3 protein-coding genes are annotated in these 2,217 nt (G+C 60.3%); 1 reads left to right on the top strand and 2 read right to left on the bottom strand.

The window, feature by feature from the left end; translation table 11 throughout:
• On the top strand, positions 1-632 hold a 632-nt coding region (locus EN949_RS34695), incomplete at its 5' end, for an SLC13 family permease (protein WP_206535007.1).
• 500 nt (positions 633-1,132) lie between these two features.
• Here the strand turns inward: EN949_RS34695 and EN949_RS34690 are convergent.
• Positions 1,133-1,729 carry a hypothetical protein gene (locus tag EN949_RS34690; RefSeq protein ID WP_013525101.1) on the bottom strand — a complete coding sequence of 199 codons (597 nt, stop codon included), beginning with the start codon at positions 1,727-1,729 and terminating at the stop codon, positions 1,133-1,135.
• Positions 1,730-1,751: 22 nt separating this feature from the next.
• On the bottom strand, positions 1,752-2,217 hold a 466-nt coding region (locus EN949_RS34685), incomplete at its 5' end, for a DUF4142 domain-containing protein (RefSeq protein ID WP_127371966.1).

Below are 2,217 nucleotides of genomic sequence, written 5' to 3'. Positions count from 1 at the left end.
GCTTACCGCTGGCAGAAAGGGCTATCCTTCTTGGTAGCGTCCGCAAGGGTATCGTGCCGGTAGTGGTCCTTGCTCTCGCCATGGTGGCGACGGCGTTTGGGCTGCTGCCAGTGTCCGTCGCTTTTTTCGCGGCCGCGGTCGCGATTGTGCTTTTCAAGGTCATTCCGCTCCGCGATGTTTACCAATCGCTCGATGGGCCTATCCTCGTCATGCTCGCCGTTCTCATTCCAGTGAGCGATTCACTACGCAGTACAGGAGCTACGGGAGTAGTTGCCGGCGAGCTTGCTAGACTGGGGACCCTCCTTCCGGCGTCCGGCGCACTGACGCTCATCCTTGTCGCCGCCATGGCCATTACGCCATTCCTCAACAATGCCGCCACCGTCCTTGTCATGGCGCCTATCGCCGCCGAATTTGCTAGTGATCTGGGCTACAGGCCCGAACCGTTTTTGATGGCTGTCGCCATTGGCGCCGGCTGTGATTTTCTCACCCCGATCGGACACCAGTGCAACACGCTTGTCATGGGGCCGGGTGGCTACCGCTTCAGCGACTATCCGCGTCTGGGACTGCCCCTGTCTTTCCTCGTAGTCATTGTTGCTGTGCCGATGCTTATGATCGTCTGGCCAATGAACTGACATCCGATATTCGGATGCCTTCTTGGAAATCCCACACGACACCACATTCGTGAATGAGGTCGCCGCGCAAGCCTGACGCGGGCTGGCCAACCTGCGGTCAGTGTCGCCAGCAGTTCCCCTCTCGTCCCGCCCGCGGCAACAGAAACTGTGTTCCGGCCGCTCTATCGGGGCAAAGGGAAAGCCAGCAAACAAACCTTAGGCCATGGACTATACACCGCAGGGAGATTGTCAGGGGCTTGGCGGAGTATTGACGTCGTTTCTCACCTAGGAAAAGCCGGTTCACCTTCGTGATGACGACAGGCCGATAACTCTTTCTTCGAGAATACGAGGCCCTTTCGGGCTGCGATCAGCATCACAAGTCGTGTGTTGCTCAGCGGCAGGGCCCTGGTGAACTGCAAGTCGTCGCGACGACCATTCGACCTTGGTGCTACCTGAGATACCAGCGTTGCACATCGCGCAGGAAGGACGAGGGCGGCTGTTAGCCGCCCAGTCATTTCATCTCACACGTTGCGACGACCTCTGGCGCTTTCCAGGTCATCACCTGTGTAGACTTCATCCGTTGGATCGAAGCCGGTCCAACCGCCTGCTTCGTATTCGGTTCGCCGATGGGCTATGTCGACGGAATTATATTGCTTCAGTATCTGTTCCGCGTCGGGGACAAGGTCGTCTTCGACCCTGGCTATAACCATTGTTCCCCCGCGCCGAACGCCTTCGGCATAAACATGTGCGTCGCTTTCCGGCACACCGGACTCTGTCATCGCGCCGATGATGCCGCCAGCTGCGCCACCGACCACGGCACCGCCGACAGCGCCGACCGCAGTCGCTGCCAGCCAGCCCGCGGCAACCACGGGGCCGAGACCAGGTATGGCCATCAGGCCAAGGCCGGTGAGCAGGCCGCCGGCCCCGCCGACTACGGCGCCGACACCAGCCCCTGCTGCCGCATCCTCGCCAGCCTCCGACGCTTCGCCCGTAAGCCGGCCGCCCGAATTACCCGCCACGATGCTAATATCGTCGTGCGGAACGCCCGTGGCTTCAAGCTCGCCCACAGCGTCGCTTGCTTGATCATAATTGTCGAAGAGGCCTGTTACGGTTTTCATTTGATTTGTCCTTGGTTGGAGATCAATTCTTGCCGGCAACGACGTTGCCTTGAAAGTCGAGGGCGATGGGTGCTGCTTTGCCGTCCTTGCTCGCCGTTCCACGCCAGATGCCCTTGTCATCCTTCGTCAGGGCGGAGACGTCCGAGTAGCCCGCCTTTTCGATGGCGCTCTTGGCCTGGTCCTCGGTGAAGCTGTTGGCGCCAGGCACCGGGGCCACAGAATTTGTGGCGGCCGCATCGGACGCGGCTGGCGCGGAACTGTCGGGGGCAGGAGCGGCAGCCGCGACCTTGCCAACCATCTCCTGATGCATCTTGAGTGTCGGCAACGTCTCGCTTGCAAACGACTTGAGAGCGGAATTGTCGCCGTCCCTGGCGTAGCTTTCAAACATGCTTACAGCATCGGCATGCGCCGTCTTCTGCATGTCGGCATAGGTTGCATCGACTGGCGCCGCAGCTGACTGCAACTTGTCGACGTCGCTCTTGTGGGCA

Source organism: Mesorhizobium sp. M7A.F.Ca.US.007.01.2.1 (assembly GCF_003998165.1).
Lineage (GTDB): Bacteria > Pseudomonadota > Alphaproteobacteria > Rhizobiales > Rhizobiaceae > Mesorhizobium > Mesorhizobium ciceri.
Note: the sequence above shows the minus strand (reverse complement) of the source record. Positions and strands in the feature narration are given on the sequence as shown.